The sequence below is a fragment of the Micromonospora sp. NPDC049004 genome (genome assembly GCF_040649315.1).
In the GTDB taxonomy this organism is placed as follows: Bacteria; Actinomycetota; Actinomycetes; order Mycobacteriales; family Micromonosporaceae; genus Micromonospora.
On the sequence record NZ_JBEZFG010000011.1, the window covers coordinates 26,215 to 41,375 of the forward strand.

11 protein-coding genes are annotated in these 15,161 nt (G+C 73.7%); 1 reads left to right on the plus strand and 10 read right to left on the minus strand.

The features are described from left to right. Positions 1 to 3 precede the first annotated feature (3 nt). From AB0B97_RS28110 to AB0B97_RS28150, 9 genes are all read right to left on the minus strand, one after another. Positions 4 to 1,068: a hemolysin family protein gene (locus tag AB0B97_RS28110; protein ID WP_234590721.1), complete on the minus strand. Its 1,065-nt coding sequence runs from the start codon at positions 1,066 to 1,068 to the stop codon at positions 4 to 6. After that, the gene (locus AB0B97_RS28115; RefSeq protein WP_234590719.1) at positions 1,065 to 2,420 is read right to left on the minus strand and encodes a hemolysin family protein; all 1,356 of its coding nucleotides are present in this window, start codon (positions 2,418 to 2,420) and stop codon (positions 1,065 to 1,067) included. The genes AB0B97_RS28110 and AB0B97_RS28115 overlap by 4 nt, the downstream gene beginning before the upstream one ends. Positions 2,421 to 2,584: 164 nt before the next feature. Continuing rightward, entirely contained in the window at positions 2,585 to 2,992 is a 408-nt protein-coding gene (gene mnhG, locus AB0B97_RS28120) for a monovalent cation/H(+) antiporter subunit G (protein ID WP_357497872.1), read from the minus strand. Beyond that, positions 2,989 to 3,252, minus strand: a complete 264-nt coding sequence (locus AB0B97_RS28125) for a monovalent cation/H+ antiporter complex subunit F (RefSeq protein ID WP_234590714.1) — start codon at positions 3,250 to 3,252, stop codon at positions 2,989 to 2,991. Before AB0B97_RS28125 ends, mnhG begins: the two co-directional genes overlap by 4 nt. After that, positions 3,249 to 3,854, minus strand: coding sequence for a Na+/H+ antiporter subunit E (locus tag AB0B97_RS28130; protein WP_357497874.1), 606 nt, complete (start codon positions 3,852 to 3,854; stop codon positions 3,249 to 3,251). The genes AB0B97_RS28125 and AB0B97_RS28130 overlap by 4 nt, the downstream gene beginning before the upstream one ends. Beyond that, positions 3,851 to 5,356, minus strand: coding sequence for a Na+/H+ antiporter subunit D (locus AB0B97_RS28135; protein ID WP_357497876.1), 1,506 nt, complete (start codon positions 5,354 to 5,356; stop codon positions 3,851 to 3,853). Before AB0B97_RS28135 ends, AB0B97_RS28130 begins: the two co-directional genes overlap by 4 nt. Beyond that, positions 5,353 to 5,841 carry a Na(+)/H(+) antiporter subunit C gene (locus AB0B97_RS28140; protein ID WP_234590689.1) on the minus strand — a complete coding sequence of 163 codons (489 nt, stop codon included), beginning with the start codon at positions 5,839 to 5,841 and terminating at the stop codon, positions 5,353 to 5,355. Before AB0B97_RS28140 ends, AB0B97_RS28135 begins: the two co-directional genes overlap by 4 nt. After that, positions 5,838 to 8,672: a Na+/H+ antiporter subunit A gene (locus AB0B97_RS28145; protein ID WP_357497878.1), complete on the minus strand. Its 2,835-nt coding sequence runs from the start codon at positions 8,670 to 8,672 to the stop codon at positions 5,838 to 5,840. Before AB0B97_RS28145 ends, AB0B97_RS28140 begins: the two co-directional genes overlap by 4 nt. A gap of 131 nt (positions 8,673 to 8,803) precedes the next feature. Beyond that, the gene (locus AB0B97_RS28150; protein ID WP_234590684.1) at positions 8,804 to 9,190 is read right to left on the minus strand and encodes a hypothetical protein; all 387 of its coding nucleotides are present in this window, start codon (positions 9,188 to 9,190) and stop codon (positions 8,804 to 8,806) included. Between the two features lie 178 nt (positions 9,191 to 9,368). Here AB0B97_RS28150 and AB0B97_RS28155 point away from each other — a divergent pair, with 178 nt between their 5' ends. Continuing rightward, positions 9,369 to 14,024: an ATP-dependent helicase gene (locus AB0B97_RS28155; RefSeq protein WP_357497880.1), complete on the plus strand. Its 4,656-nt coding sequence runs from the start codon at positions 9,369 to 9,371 to the stop codon at positions 14,022 to 14,024. Between the two features lie 432 nt (positions 14,025 to 14,456). On the opposite strand, the gene AB0B97_RS28160 is transcribed toward AB0B97_RS28155, so the two are convergent. After that, entirely contained in the window at positions 14,457 to 15,071 is a 615-nt protein-coding gene (locus tag AB0B97_RS28160) for a hypothetical protein (RefSeq protein WP_357497882.1), read from the minus strand. Between the last annotated feature and the right edge of the window lie 90 nt (positions 15,072 to 15,161).

Genomic DNA, 15,161 nt, shown 5'->3' on the forward strand with positions numbered 1-15,161 from the left:
GCCTCACCGCAACCGCCGGCCGCGCGGCACCGTGTCGGTCTCGTCGTCGAACTCGCCGATGACCTCCTCCAGCAGGTCCTCCAGAGCGACGAAGCCGATCGGGCGGGCCGGACCACCGCCGTTGCGGACCAGCGCGAGCTGGGACTGCCGGGCGCGCATCGCGGCCACCGCCTCGGTGACCGTGGACGTCGCCGGGAGGGTGAACGCCGGGGTCATCAACTCCCCGGCGGTGGCGGCCCGGCCGGTGGTGACCACCCGCACCGCCTCGCGGACGTGCACCAGGCCGCAGACGTCGCCGCCGGAGTCCAGGACCGCCAGCCGCGACCGGCCGCTGTCCCGGCTGACCTGCTCGATCCGCTCGGCCGGGTCGTCGCGCCGGACGGTGACCATGGTGGCGAACGGCTCCATCACCTGCGCCACCGACGTGCCCTGCAACTCCAGCATGCTGGTGAGCAGTTGGTGCTGCTCGGCGCCGAGCAACCCGTGCTCGCGGGACTGCTCCAGCAGCATCCGCAGCTCGTCCGGGCCGTGCACCTGGGCGAGCTGATCCTGCTGGTTGACCCCGACCAGGCGCAGGATCGCGTTGGCCAGCGCGTTCAACGCCGACAGCACCGGCCGGGACACCCGGGCGAAGGCCCGGAACGGCAGCGCGAGCAGCGTCGCCGAACGCTCGGCGTCGGTGATCGCCCACGACTTCGGCGCCATCTCCCCCACCACCAGGTGCAGGAAGGTCACCAGAGCGAGGGCGAAGACCAGCGCGACCACGTGACTGGCCGCGTCCGGCAGCCCCACCGCGTGCAGCAGCGGGCTGATCAGGTGCTCGATCGCCGGTTCGGCGAGCGCGCCGAGGCCCAGGGTGCACAGCGTGATGCCCAGCTGCGCCCCCGCCAGCATCAGCGACAGCTCGCGGACGCCGTCCAGCGCGGCCCGGGCCGCCCGGCCGCCGCTGGCCGCCGCCTGCTCCAGCCGGTACCGCTTGCTGGCCACCAGGGCGAACTCGGCGGCCACGAAGAACCCGTTCAACGCCAGCAGGACGCCCGAGCTGAACAGCGCGATGCCGGGGCTCACGCGGTCACCCCCGGCGTGCTCAGTTGCAGGCGTACCGAGTCGGCGACGTGCCGGTCCACGGCGAGCACCTCGACCAGCGCGCGGGGCTCCGCCGCACCGTCGTCGAGCTCGGCGCCCTCGGGCAGCAGGCTGATCTCCAGCCGGTCGCCGACCTCCGGCACCCGGCCCAGCTCACGCATGACCAGCCCGGACAGCGTGTCGTACTCCGGGGCTTCGGGCAGCGCGATGCCGGTGCTGTCGGCGACCTCGTCGATCCGCCAGCGGGCCGGCACCACCCACGAGCCGTCGTCCTGGCGCGCGGGGGCGCGCTCCGGCGGATCGTCCTCGTCCCGGATCGGGCCGACCAGTTCCTCCGCGATGTCCTCCAGCGTGATCACACCGGCGAAGCCGCCGTACTCGTCCACCACGCAGGCCATCTGCCGGTGCCCGGATCGCAGTCGGTCCAGCACCGTGGGCAGGGGCAGGGTCTCCGGCACGAGCAGCGGCGGCCCCGCCACCGCGCTCACCGGGGTGGTGGCCCGCTCCGCCGGCGGTACGCCGAGCACGTCGGCGATCCCGACGATGCCGATCAGGTCGTCGACGCCGTCGGCACCCCGCACCGGGAAGCGGGAGTGGCCGGTGTCCAGAAGCTCGACCACCCGGCTCACCGGTTCGTGCGCCCGCACGGTGTGCACGTCGACGCGCGGCACCATGGCCTCGCCGGCGGTCAACTCCCGAAAGTCGAGCCCGCGGTCGAGCAGCGTGGACATCTCGGCGTCCAGGCTGCCCTCCTCGCGGGACTCGGCGATGATCTGTTCCAGGTCGGCGGGGGTGGCGCCGCTGGGCAGCTCCTCGATCGGCTCGATGCCGACCCGACGCAGCAGGCGTATCGACGCGCGGTCGAAGAGCCGGATCACCGGCCCGGCCATGGCCAGGTAGAGGAGGGTGGACCGGCTCAGCGCCCGGGCGAGTGCCTCGGCCCGGGCGATGGCGAGGTTCTTCGGGGCCAGCTCGCCGAGAACCATCTGCACCACTGTGGCGATGACCAGGGCCAGCGCCACCGACAGCGGCAGGCTGACCGACTCGCGGAGACCGGCGACGCCGAACAGGTCGGCGAGGCCGCCGCCGAGGTACGGCTCGGCGACGTAGCCGACCAGCAGTGCGGTGACGGTGATGCCGAGTTGCGCGCCGGAGAGCACGAAGGAGAGCCGGCTGGTGACGGTGAGGGCCCGGGCGGCGGCCTGGTCGCCGTCGTCGGCGAGCTGGCGCAGCTTGCCCCGGTCCACGGCGACATAGCCGAACTCCTGCGCCACGAAGTAACCGGTGGCGGCGGTGAGCACGATGATCAAGAGAAGGCCGACGACGATCAGCACCTGTCGCTCAGGGCTCCCGAGGTCGTCGGGACGGGAATATGCCGGGCACGACCCGGCTGGCTACTGCTGCCCTCCTGGGCAGAAGAGTCGATCATGCCGCCATTTTATCGGCGTTGCCTGGGACTCCGCTGAGGGTGGGCCGAAGGCGTCGATCGTCCGGTTCATCAGGACGGGGCGCGGCCGTCGCCGGAGCCGCCGCCGGTCGGGCGCTCGGCCAACTCGTCGGCGTCGAGCAGGCCACGGTCGAGCCGGCCGGACCGGTACGCGGCCCGACCGATCATCTGTGCCGAGACCGGCGCGGTGGCCAACTGGAAGACCGCCACCAGCAGGATCATGCCGATGTCGGCCACGGACCGCAGCCGTAGCGTGATGCCGAGCAGCAGCAGGAGCACGCCCAGCACCTGGGGTTTGGTGGCCGCGTGCATCCGGGACAGGGTGTCCGGAAAGCGCAGCACACCGATCGCGGCGGACAGGGCGAGCAGCGCGCCGGTCACCAGGCAGGCGGCACCGAGCCAGTCGGCAACCGTCGCGAGCGCACCTGCCGCCGAGTGCCCGCCGGTCGCCACCGTCACGCCGGCTCCCGGACGGCGAAGCGGACCAGGGACACCGAGCCGACGAAACCGAGCAGGGAGAGCACCACCAGCACGGGCAGCGTGGTGGCGTGCCGGTTGACCGCCGCCTCCGCGCCCACCGCGCCGACCATCGTGGCGAGCAGCATGTCCGCCGCGATCACCCGGTCCAGCAGCGAGGGGCCCCGGTAGAGCCGGATCAGCGCGAGCAGCGCGGTCAACGACAGCAGGGCGGTGAGGACGACGGCCAGGAACGTGATCATTGAGAGTTGCCCTTCTCTACGGGATGAGGCCCGACGCTGCGCAGTTCGGCGGCGCTGCCCACCGCCCGGACGATCCGCCGCTCGAGGTCGAGGGTGCGTTCCCGGGAGACGTCCAGGTCCGCAGGCCCGTGGGTGTCCAGCACGTGCAGGTAGAGCGTCCCCGCCTCCCGGTCCACCTCGAGGATCAGCGTTCCCGGCACCAGCGAGACCGCCTCGGCGGTGAGCGCCAGGTTCAGGTCGGTGGACACCCGCAGCGGCACGGCGATGATCGCCCCGCGGGGGCGGTAGCCGGGTTGCACGGCGATCCGGGCGATGTGCAGGCTGGCGGTGACGAGTTCGACGACGAACCGGCCCGCGAACGCCACCAGCGCGGCGGGCCGCAGCCGGCCGGTGAAGCTGACCGCCGGCAGCGGGAAGAACAGCAGGACCGCGCCGCCGACCAGCAGACCACCGATGATGTTGGCGAAGGTGATCGACCCCCAGAGCAGGTTCCAGACGAGCACCAGCCAGCCGAGCGCCAACGCCTGGTCTCGCCAACGCCCGAACCGGCCCCGCAGCTTCGAGGTCGCGCCCGCCGGGGTCGGTGCACGCCTGGCGGTCACGGCACGACACCGGGCAGGACGGCCCGCACGTACGGCGTACGCGAGAGCAGGTCGGTGGCCGCGTCGGCGGTGACGTCGAAGAGCGGTCCGGCCAGCACGGTGAGCGCCAACCCGAACACGACCAGGGCGACGGTCGCGCCGACCGTCATGGTGGGCAGCCGGACGCTGGGCTCGCTGGTGACGGTCCGGGGCGCCCGCCAGAACGCGATGTTCCACACCCGGGAGGCCACGTACAGGGTGAGCAGACTGGTCAGCGTGCCGGCCGCCACCAGCGTCAGGGGCAGCGCCCCGCCGGCCGCCACACCGGCCTGGAGCAGGCCGAGCTTGCCGAGGAACCCGGAGAACGGCGGCACCCCGGCGAGATTCATCGCCGGGACGAAGAAGAGGACGCCGAGCAGGGGCGCCATTCGGGCCAGCCCGCCGAGACGGCGCAGGTCGGTGCTGCCGGCCCGCTCCTCGACCAGACCGGCCACCAGGAACAGCGTGGTCTGGATCGTGATGTGGTGCACCACGTAGAAGATCGCGCCGGCGAGACCGGCTGCGGTGCTCAACGCCACCCCGAAGATCATGTAGCCGATGTGGCTGACCAGGGTGAACGAAAAGAGCCGCTTCATGTCCGACTGCGCCACCGCTCCGAGGATGCCGACCACCATGGTCAGCCCGGCGACGACCATGAGCAGGTCGTTGACCTGGCCACCCGGGAACAGCAACGTCTCGGTACGGATGATCGCGTACACGCCGACCTTGGTGAGTAGCCCCGCGAACACGGCGGTGACCGGTGCGGGGGCCGTGGGATAGCTGTCCGGCAGCCAGGCCGACAGCGGGAAGACCGCCGCCTTGACCGCGAACGCGAGCAGCAGCGTCAGTTGCAGGGTCACGCGGACGTTGTCCGGCAGGTCGTCGAGACGCTGGGCGAGCTGCGCCATGTTGAGCGTGCCGGTGGCCGCGTACACGAGCCCCACCGCGGTCAGGAAGATCAGCGAGGAGAGGATGCTGACCACCACGTACGTCGAGCCGGTGCGGATGCGTGCCTCGGTGCCGCCCAGCGTGATCAGCACGAAGCTGGCCGCCAGCAGGATCTCGAAGCCGACGAACAGGTTGAACAGGTCGCCCGCCAGGAACGCGTTGGTGACGCCCGCGGTGAGCACCAGGTACGTCGGATGGAAGATGACCACCGGCGCGCTCTCGCTGGTCTCGCTGCGACCCTGGCCGATCGAGTACAGCAGCACGCAGAGGGTCACCGCCGAGGACACCACAAGCATCAGCGCGGCCAACTGGTCGGCCACCAGCACGATGCCTACCGGCGGCGGCCACCCACCGACCGCGAGCACCACCGGGCCGTGCCGGTACGCCTGCACCAACAGCACCACCGCGACTGTGGACGTCACCGTCAGGCAGAGCACGCTTACCGTACGCTGCACCCGGGGTCGGCCGGCCAGGAGCAGGGTCAGCGCCGCGCCGAGCAGCGGCACCACCACCGGCAGCGGCAGGAGCCTGCTCACGAGGTGCCGTCCCCTCTGCCGCGTCGTAGTCGGCGGCGGGCGGGCTCCGGGTCGACCTGCTCCGGGTCGCTGCCCGGGCCCTCCCCGCCACGGTCGACGGCGCCCACCTGGTGGCGCTCGGCACGGCGGATGATCTGGCGGTCCTCCAGGTCGTCGGGCACCTCGTCGTCGCCGGTGAGATACCAGCTCCGGTACGCGACGGCGAGCAGGAACGCGGTGAACCCGAACGTGATCACGATGGCGGTCAGCACCATCGCCTGCGCCAACGGATCACTCATCCGGTCCACCGGGCCGGTGCCCACCACCGGAGCGCCACCCGATCGGCCACCCAGCAGGATCAGCAGGTTGACCCCGTTGCCGAGCAGGATCACGCCGAGCAGGATCCGGGTGAGGCTGCGCTCCAGCAGCAGGATCACACCGCACCCGACGAGCACCGCGACGGCGAGCACCAGCACCACCGTGGGCCCGGCGGCGCCCGCCGTCATGGCCGGCCACCCTTGTCGACGGCCAGACCGCCGCTCGCCGCGCCGGTGGCCTCGATGTGCCGGTCCACCTCGGCGCCGAGACTTCGCAGGATGTCCAGCAGCAGCCCGATCACGATCAGGTACACCCCGATGTCGAAGAAGAGCGACGTGACCAGGTGGGCGTCGCCGACCAGCGGCAGCGACACGTCGAGCTTGGCGCTCTCCAGCACCGATCCACCGGCCGCCAGCGCCACCGCGCCGGAGCCCACCGCCACGGCCAACCCCGCGCCGAGGATCAGGCCGGCGCCCACCGGAGCGGCCTCGGTCAGCTCGTACCGGCCGCCGGCCAGGTAGCGGACCACCAGCGCGAGCCCCGCCACCAGTCCGCCCGAGAACCCGCCGCCCGGCGCGTTGTGCCCGGAGAAGAGCAGGAACAGCGAGAACAGCACCACCGTGTGGAAGATCAGCCGGGTGACCACCTCCAGCACGATCGAACGCTGCTCCTCGTAGAGGGTCGGGCCGCCCCGCAACCAGACCGGCCGGTCGGACCGGGCGGCGCGATCGGCCGACTCCGGCCGGCGCGGCCGCGGCCCGGTGCGGGACCTCTCGAAGATCAGGCTGGCCACCCCGGTGGCGGCCACCACCAGCACCGACACCTCACCCATCGTGTCCCAGGCCCGGATGTCGACGAGGGTCACGTTGACGACGTTGCGGCCGTACCCCTCGCCCACCGCCAGGTCCGGAAAGACTGTCGAGATGTCCGGCGCGCGACGGGCCCCGGCCGCGACGAGGGCGAGCCCGCCCGCCGCCACGCCCATCGCCACGCCGATCACCCGGCGGGTCCATCGGCTGCGGCGCAGCGGACGGGCCGAGAAACGCTCCGGCAGGCGGCGCAGCACCAGGACGAACACCGCGATGGTCGCGGTCTCCACCAGGAACTGCGTGAGCGCGAGATCCGGTGCGCCGTGCAGGACGAACAGCATCGCGGTGCCGTAGCCGGTCATCCCCACCAGCAGCATCGCGGTCAACCGCCGGCGAGCGCCGACCGCGAGCAGCGCGGCCACCGCGATCACCACCACGACCACCGGTTGCAGCGGGTTGTCCCAGAGCGGGAGCCCGGCCCGCCACGGACGGGCGGCGAGCATCGCCCCACCGGGCAGCAGCACGAGGGTGACCAGGATGATGCCCAGGTACTGCGGCAGGGAGCCGCGCTGGGTCGCGCCGGTGACCTCGATGGCGAGCCGGTCGAATCGGCCCACCGTCCACTCGTACCCCTGATTGCCGCCGACCGGCGAGCGGAGCCGGGCCAGCACCGGGGCGAGCGGGCCGCGGAGCGCGAAGAGCAGCCCGCCGCCGGCCAGTGCCAGCACGGACAGACCGAGCGCCGCGGTCGGCCCGGGCCAGAGCGTCAGATGCGCGTCGAGGGTGCCGAGCAGTTCGGCGTACGGGCTGAGGAGGCCGTCCAGCACGCCGGCGGCGGGGCCGGCGAGCAGCCCGGCGACGGCGAGGACGGCCGGGGGCACAAGCATCGACGCCGCGATCGGCGTCGGCTGGACCGGTTCGACGCCCGGCCGGTCGGCGAACGCGCCCCAGAGGAAGCGGGCGCTGTACGCGACGGTGAGCACCGTCCCGGCGACCAGCCCGGCGAGCAGCACCGGGTCGTCGGTGAACGCCGCGAAGACCGCCTCCTTGGCGACGAACCCGACCAGCGGTGGCACCCCGGCCATCGACGCCGCCGCCAGCACCGCGACCGCGAACAACGGCCGCGACCAGCGCCGCAGCCCGGACAACTCGCGCAGGTCGCGGGTGCCGGCGCCGTGGTCGATGACGCCGACGACCAGGAACAGCGCCGACTTGAACAGGGCGTGCGCCAGCAGCATCGCCGTGCCGGCCAGCGCGGCGGCCGGGGTGCCCGCCCCCGTGACGGCGACCAGCAGGCCCAACTGGCTGACCGTCCCGTACGCCAACAACAGCTTCAGGTCGGTCTGGCGCAGCGCCGCCCAACCACCGATGATCATGGTGGCCACCCCGGCGATGAGCACCACGGGCCGCCACGGGCCGACCGTAGCGAGCACCGGCGCGAGCAGGCCGACCAGGTAGACGCCCGCCTTGACCATGGCGGCGGCGTGCAGGTACGCGCTGACCGGGGTGGGTGCCGCCATCGCGACCGGCAGCCAGGAGCTGAACGGCAGCACCGCCGACTTGGACAGGGCCCCGGCCAGGATCAGCAGCACCGCGGTGATCAGGTAGCCGCCGCCGGGCAGCGGGTGGGTGGCGATCTCCGACCAGCGGTAGCTGCCGGCGTGCTCGCCGAGCAGGATGAACCCGACGAGCATGGCCAACCCGCCCGCCGTCGTGACGGTCAACGCCTGCGCCGCCGCCCACCGGCTGGCCCGGCGTTCGGTGCTGTGCCCGATCAGCAGGTACGAGAAGATCGTCGTCAGTTCCCAGCCGACGTAGAGCAGCAGCACGTCGTCGGCGAAGACCAGGAGGAGCATCGCGCCGGCGAAGGCGACCAGGACCGCGGCGAACTGGGCCATCCCGGGAGCGTCCGCGTCGAAGTAGCGCGCGCTGTAGACCAGCACCAACGCGCCGACGCCGCCGATCAGCAGGGTCAGGAGCCAGGACAGCGTGGTGAGGCGCAGCGCGATGTCGAGGCCCAGCTGCCCGATCCACGGGTACGTCTCGACCACCGCGCCGCCGTGACCGACGGCCGGAGCGCGGGCCAGTGCCCAGCCGAACGCGGCGGCCGGCGCGAGCGCCAGCGGGTAGCACGCGCGCGGACCCCACCACCGGACGAGCAGCGGCGCGGCGAGGGCCGCCACGAGGTGGAGGATGAGCAGTACCAGCACCCGCACTCCCGATCGAGGTGGCCGACGCCCGTACAGCGGTGGCGCCTAGCAGCGATCAGACGCCACATCTCCGCCCGCCGGGCGGTTTTGCCGGAATTAGCCCGCTATCGACTCGGGTGTGCGGTCGGCGGTCAGCGCAGCAGAGCGTCGCCGACGGTCAGCTCGTCGTCGAGGGCGGAGCCCTCCAGGCGCAGCTCGCTCAGCAGGTCGACGCGGCCGAGCTGGCGGGCGACCTTCGCCACGACCCGCTCCGCGACAGCGAGGGACCGCATCGAGAGCAGTCGACCGCGGCTCTCGCGGCGGAGCACGAAGTAGTGCACGGCGACGCGGACCTGCCCCCGGTCGGCGGCGCTGGCCTGGGCGGTCGAGACGACCATCTCGCGCAGGCAGCGGGCGAGGCGTTCGGCGAGCTCCAGCTCGGGCCCGTGCAGACCGACGCGGAGCGTGGCGAGGTGACTGTCGACCTTGCGGATCAGCACATCGGTGCCGGGTTCGGCGTGTCGCGGCTCGACGGCCATCCGATCCCCTCCACCCGATTCGCGTTGCGGGTGAAGTTACTTTATGTTGCTCCTCACAAGCAAGCAGTTAAGTGAGACTTAACGTATTAATGTCGCATCACGCGCAATTTCCATACAACGCGGCATGATCCCCCGTGGGTCGTTCGTGGTTGTCGTACCGGCGGGGCACGATGGACCGGTGAGCGGGGCAGATGCGGGTAAGGGCGAGGTGCTGGACGGGTTCGGTCCCGCCACTCGCGCCTGGTTCGACGCCGCCTTCGCCGCACCCACCGCCGCCCAGACCGGCGCCTGGCGGTCCGTCGCCGCCGGCCGCAACGCCCTCGTCGTGGCGCCCACCGGCTCCGGCAAGACGCTCGCCGCCTTCCTCTGGTCGCTGGACCGGCTGGCCCGCGAACCCGCACCGGCCGAGGCGCGGCAGCGGTGCCGGGTGCTCTACGTCAGCCCGCTCAAGGCTCTCGCCGTCGACGTCGAACGCAACCTGCGCGCCCCGCTGGCCGGCATCCGGCAGGCGGCGACCCGGCTCGGCGTCACGCCACCGGACATCACCGTCGGCATGCGCACCGGCGACACGCCTGCCGACGAGCGACGGGCCTTCGCCCGCACCCCACCGGACATCCTCATCACCACACCCGAGTCCCTGTTCCTGCTGCTCACCTCCGCCGCTCGGGACTCGCTGCGCGGCGTCCAGACGGTGATCGTCGACGAGGTGCACGCGGTGGCCGGCAGCAAGCGCGGCGCCCACCTCGCCCTCTCGCTGGAACGCCTGGACGAGCTGCTGCCCGCGCCGGCTCAACGGATCGGCCTCTCCGCCACCGTCCGGCCGATCGACGCCTGCGCCCGGTTCCTCGGCGGCGCACGGCCGGTCGACGTCGTGCAGCCGGCCACGGCGAAGACCATCGAGGTCAGCGTGCAGGTCCCCGTGGAGGACATGACCCGACTCGACGAGCAGGAGCAGCCACCGGAGGACTCCCTCGGCGGTCCCGGCCCACGCCGTGCCTCGATCTGGCCGGCAGTCGAGGAACGGGTCTTCACCCTCATCGGACAGCACCGCTCCACAATCGTCTTCACCAACTCCCGCCGCAGCGCCGAGCGCCTGTGCGCCCGGCTCAACGAGCTGGCCGCCGAGGAGGTCGCCTCCGCCGCGCTGGCCTCCGCGTCGGGCGGGGACGCGATCGACGTACCAGATGGGTTGTCGGTGGACGGCGAGCGGCCAGCCGACGGTGGGCCGGCGCCCGGTCCGGGCAGCAACCGGTCGCCGGCCGAGGTGATGGCCCAGTCCGGCGCGGCCACCGGCGCCGCGCCGGTGATCGCCCGCGCGCACCACGGCAGCGTCTCGCGCGAGGAGCGCAAGCACATCGAGGAGGCGCTCAAGTCCGGCCAGCTCCCGGCGGTGGTGGCCACCTCCAGCCTGGAGCTGGGCATCGACATGGGCGCTGTCGATCTGGTGGTGCAGATCGAGGCCCCACCGAGCGTCGCCGCCGGCCTGCAACGTGTCGGCCGCGCCGGGCACCAGGTGGGCGCAGTCTCGCGCGGGGTGGTCTTCCCCAAGCACCGTGGCGATCTGCTGTCCTGCGCGGTAGTCGCCGAGCGGATGACCGACGGCGCGATCGAGGAGCTGCACTACCCGCGCAACCCCCTCGATGTGCTGGCCCAGCAGATCGTCGCGATGGTGGCGCTGGAGCCGTGGCGGGTCGGCGACCTGGCGGTGCTGGTCCGCCGGGCCGCGCCCTTCAACGAGCTGCCCGACTCCGCGCTGCACGCCGTGCTCGACATGCTCTCCGGGCGCTACCCGTCCACCGCGTTCGCCGAGCTGCGCCCCCGGCTGGTCTGGGATCGGGCCAGCGACCTGCTCACCGGCCGCCCCGGCGCGCAACGCCTCGCGGTGACCAGCGGCGGCACCATCCCCGACCGGGGTCTGTTCGGGGTCTTCCTGGCCGGCGCCGAGCGGGCCGCCCGGGTCGGCGAGCTGGACGAGGAGATGGTCTACGAGTCCCGGGTCGGCGATGTCTTCCTGCTCGGCTCCTCGTCCTGGCGCATCGAGGAGATCACACCCGACCGGGTGCTGGTCTCCCCCGCACCCGGTCAGGCCGCGCGGATGCCGTTCTGGAAGGGCGACCAGCTGGGCCGCCCGGTCGAGCTGGGTCGGGCAATCGGCGCCCGGGTGCGCACCCTGCTGCGGTCGAGCGACGAGGCGGCGCTGACCGCACTGCGCGACGGCGGGCTGGACGACTGGGCCGCCACCAACCTGATGGCCTACCTGCGCGACCAGCGGGAGGCCACCCGCTCGCTGCCCGACGACCGCACCATCGTTGTCGAGCGGTTCCGCGACGAGCTGGGCGACTGGCGGCTGGCCGTGCACAGCGTTCTCGGCGCGCGGGTCAACGGGCCGTGGGCCCTCGCCGTGGGCCGCCGGCTGGCCGAACGGTACGGGGTGGACGCCCAGGTGATGCCCTCCGACGACGGGATCGTCGTACGGCTGCCCGACACCGCAGACGAGCCGCCCGGCGCCGACGTGGTGGTCTTCGAGCCGGACGAGATCGCCCAGCTCGTGGAGGAGTCGGTCGGCACGTCCGCGCTCTTCGCCGCCCGTTTCCGGGAGTGCGCCGCCCGCTCGCTGCTGCTGCCCCGCCGCGACCCGCGCCGCCGCCAGCCGCTCTGGCAGCAGCGGCAACGCGCCGCGCAACTGCTCGACGTCGCCCGCGAGTACGCCGACTTCCCGGTCACCCTGGAGGCCGCCCGGGAGTGCCTCCAGGACGTCTTCGACCAGCCGGCGCTGGCCGGGCTGATGCGGGACCTGGCGGCCCGCAAGGTCCGCCTGGTCGAGGTGGAGACGAGTGCGCCGTCCCCGTTCGCCCGGTCGCTGCTGTTCGGCTACGTCGGCGCGTTCCTCTACGAGGGCGACGCCCCGCTCGCCGAGCGCCGGGCCGCCGCCCTCGCCCTGGATTCCACCCTCCTCGGCGAGCTGCTCGGCCGGGTCGACCTGCGCGAGCTGCTGGATCCGGCGGTGCTCGCCGAGACCGATCGGCAACTGCGCTGGCTGACCGACCAGCGCCGCCCGCGCGACGCGGAGGACGTGGTCGAGCTGCTGCGGGTGCTCGGCGACCTGAGCGACGCCGAGTTGACCGAGCGGGGCGTGCCGGAGGGCTGGCTGACCGAGCTGGAGGCCACCCGCCGGGTGCTGCGGGTCCGCATCGCCGGCGAGCAGCGCTGGGTGGGCGTCGAGGACGCCGCCCGGCTGCGCGACGCCCTCGGCGTGGCGTTGCCGGTCGGGGTCGCCGAGGCGTACCTCGCCCCGGTTGCCGATCCGCTGGGTGACCTGGTGGCCCGCTACGCCCGCACCCACGGGCCGTTCGCCGCCGCGAGCTGCGCGGCGCGCTTCGGGCTCGGGGTGTTCGTCGTCGAGCAGGCGCTGCGCCGCCTCGCCGCCACCGGCCGCGTCGTCTCCGGTGAGTTCACACCGGACACGGCCGGCGCCCAGTGGTGCGACGCCGAGGTGCTGCGGATGCTGCGCCGCCGTTCGCTCGCGGCGCTGCGGCGGGAGATCGAGCCGGTGCCGCCCCGGGCGCTGGCCACGTTCCTGCCGCGCTGGCAGCAGGTCGGCTCGTCGGCCCGGGGCGTGGAGGCGCTCGCCGCCACAGTGGAGCAGTTGCAGGGCGCGGCGGTGCCGGCGTCCGCGCTGGAACGGCTGGTGCTGCCCGGCCGCGTCGCCGACTACTCCCCCGCCCAGCTCGACGAGCTGTGCGCCAGCGGGGAGGTGCTCTGGGCCGGGTCGGGAGCGATCTCCGGGGGCGACGGCTGGGTCACCCTGGCGTACGCGGATGCCGCGCCGCTGCTGCTCCCGCCGCCCGACGAGGCGCTGACGCGTACCCCGTTGCACGACGCGGTGCTCGACGCGCTCGGCGACGGGCAGGCGTTGTTCTTCCGCGCGCTGGGCGACCGGGTCGGCTCCACCGACGACGCCGCGCTGACCGGGGTTATCTGGGATCTGGTCTGGGCGGGGCATCTCACCAACGACACCCTCGCCCCGCTGCGGGCGGTGCTCGGCGCCGGTGGTGCGCACCGGTCGCGCCCCTCCGCGCCGCGCACCCGCTACCGGCGGCCTGGTCGGGTGGCGCTGCCCACCCGCAGCGGCCCACCCACCGTCGCCGGCCGCTGGTCGCGCCTACCGGAGCGGGACCTCGACCCGACCAGGCGGGCCGCCGCCCTCGCGGACGTCCTGCTGGAGCGGCACGGCGTGGTCACCCGGGGCGCGGTGATGGCCGAGCAGGTGGTCGGCGGGTTCTCCGCCGTCTACCCGGTGCTGTCGGCGCTGGAGGAGCGCGGCGCGGCCCGCCGGGGCTACTTCGTCGAGGGCCTGGGCGCGGCACAGTTCGCCGTGCCCGGCGCGGTGGACCGGCTCCGCGCGCTGGCCGACCCGGCCGACGGCGCGCGCGGCCGGAGCGGACCGACCACCGTCCTCGCGGCCACCGACCCCGCCAACCCGTACGGCGCGGCGCTGCCCTGGCCGGAACGCGTCGTCGACTCGGGCGACGGGGCCGCCCCCGCGACCGGGCACCGGGCCGGTCGCAAGGCCGGCGCGCTGGTGGTGCAGGTCGCCGGTGACCTGGTGCTGTACGTGGAACGCGGCGGCCGGACCCTGCTCTCCTTCACCGACGACACCGAGGCGCTCGCGGCGGCCGGCAAGGCGCTCGCCGACGCCGTCCACTCCGGAGCGTTGGGCGCGATGTCCGTGGAGCGGGCCGACGGCGAGGCGGTGCACTCGTCGCCGTTGAGTGACGCGCTGACCGCCGCCGGCTTCCGAGCCACCCCGCGTGGCCTGCGCCTGCGCGGCTGACCAGGCCGCGCGACACCGGCGCGGCAGCCGCCTGGCCGCCTGGCCCACCGACCGTCCGGCCCGCCGGCCGCCGTGCCCACCGACCCACGCGTCCACCCGGTCCACTGGCCCACCCGGTCCAACCGGCCCAACCGGCCCACCGGGTCCACCCGGCCGACTCCGCCGCCCGACCCACCCGACCCCCCCGGGCCGCCTGGCCCACCGCGGCCACCGGGAACGCCAGGGGCCCGCCCGGCCCACTTGGCCCACCGGCCCACCGGCCCAGCCAATCTCCCGTCGAGCGGTATACCTGTGAGTCATATTTATGACTCACAGGTATACCGCTCGCGAGACAGACATGCCCCGGCCACCGACGCCACGCCGGCTGCGGCCGGCGGCCGGCCGCAGCCGGCGTGGCCAGTGTCAGCCGAGGCTGGCGGCCGACGCTCGGTGTCAGCGGAGGCCGTTGAGGATCTTCTCGTAGCGAAGTCGGTCGGCCGCCGGGGTCTTCGCCTCGAGGTAGTTGAGCACCACGGCCCCACGCCGGTACGACTGGCCGCCCCACGTCTCGGCGATGTCGCCCGCGCTGGTCTCGTCGGGGAACACGTAGACAGTCACGCCGTCGGTGGCGACGACCTCGGAACAGCCCAGCCCGAGGCCGTCCGGTCCACAGTCCACGGAGCGGTCCTTCGGGTGCGTCACTCGCAGACCGGCGGCCTTGAAGGCGTCGACCACCTGTCGGGCGCCGGGCGCACCGGCCGGGCGCGCGGGCAGCACCACCGGCGGCGGGCTGGCCGGCCGGCGTTCGACCGGCCCCTGCGCTGGCGCGGGCGGCACGGCGGGCGGCGGGGTCGGCTGGACGGGGCGACCCGACGGCTCGGCGGCATCGGCCGAACCGGACGGGACCGTCGACGGCGTCGGCGCGCTCGCGAGGTCGCTCGCCACCGGGGTCGCGACGGGCGAGGCCGGCGAGGCCGCCCGAGAGCTGTTGTCGTCACTGCCGCAGCCAGCGGTCAGAGCGACGGCGACCAGAAGGATCCCGACGGCGGGCAGGCTCCGATGTGTCACCAGGGCAGTCTGCCGGCCCACGCCCGACGGCGGCAGTGGCCGGTCGGGCAGCGCGCTGTCCCATATCCGCCAACCCGATGGCACGACTCG